Annotated in this window: 1 pseudogene; it reads right to left on the reverse strand. The window is 58.1% G+C overall.

Annotated elements, in window-relative coordinates:
* Positions 1 to 1,077 (reverse strand): annotated as a pseudogene (locus tag KO490_RS14725) (DDE-type integrase/transposase/recombinase); the annotation flags it as partial.
* Positions 1,078 to 1,138: the final 61 nt, after the last annotated feature.

The raw sequence follows: 1,138 nt of genomic DNA on the forward strand, positions 1-1,138 counted from the left end.
TGTTCAGTCCCGGCATTTGTTGGATCGGGTTCAAGACGGATCTGTCCAGCTCTGATGTCCAGATCTTGCAGATGTATTCGTAGGGCGTGAGCCCGTTGAGGGTCTTGAGCCGGCCGGCGAAGTCATAGGCCGCCATGAAGTCCGCAAGATGTGCCCGTAGCTGTTCATGACTGTCGTAATGAAAGCGTTTGACGGTGGCCTCCTTGATCGTGCGGTTCATCCGTTCGACCTGTCCGTCCCTCGGGAAAACGATCCCCCGGATCGTTTTCTCATCCTCGGAACTCCAGAGATGGTTGGGTTTGGTCAGCCGGTGCTCGACCCCGCTAGTCTCACAGATCATGTCGAAGCGCATGGGCCGCGAATAAGCAGCGTCCCGGTTCCGAGGCTGCTCAGCGAACTGAATGCCATTGTCGGTGAGGGCAGTGTGGACCTGATATGGCACGGATTCGAGCATGTGCTGCAGGAACTCCCAGGCCGTCTTCCTGTCTGCTTTCTCGACGAACTGGCTCACGGCAAACTTGCTCGTGCGGTCGATGCCGACGAACAGGAAGGGCTTTCCTTCAGCAGTCTGCGCTTCGGCGATGTCTATGTGGATCGAGCCAATGTCCTTCATTGGTCCGAGGGCATTGGCGAGGGCCCATCGGGTAGCGTTTGAACTTCGACCGCTTAGGCTTGTCGCCCTCGATGTCAGGCAGGCGTGACATGCCATGCCGCTGTAAACACCGGTGCAGCGCTGAGCGTGTCAGGTGCGGTATGGACGGCTGAAGGGCATACAGGCAAGCGCAGCGCCATCGAGTGGCAGCAGCGTGTGACGCCGAAACGCGATGATGGCCACCTCTCTAGCCTCGGTAAGGACGGTGAACGCGGCTCGGAAGGTTCGGTCTTCATATCCTAGACCTTTGCGCGCTACCGCCACTTTGCAACCGTCTTGGGATTGATACCCAATTCTCGGCTCAGCGTCGCGAACGAAGCTTGCGATTATTCGGGCAGGCCCTCGGACCGGTAGCGGGCCACCCTCATTATTGCAGCTCGGACGGCGTGCGTGGTCGTAGCGCTTCCGTGACGAACTTGTCCCATAGGGCATCCTTCCATTCCTTCAAAAAGATCACACCATCAAACCGTGGGATCAAACACCTAG

It is taken from the genome of Paracoccus sp. C2R09 (assembly GCF_018860625.1).
Classification (GTDB): domain Bacteria; phylum Pseudomonadota; class Alphaproteobacteria; order Rhodobacterales; family Rhodobacteraceae; genus Paracoccus.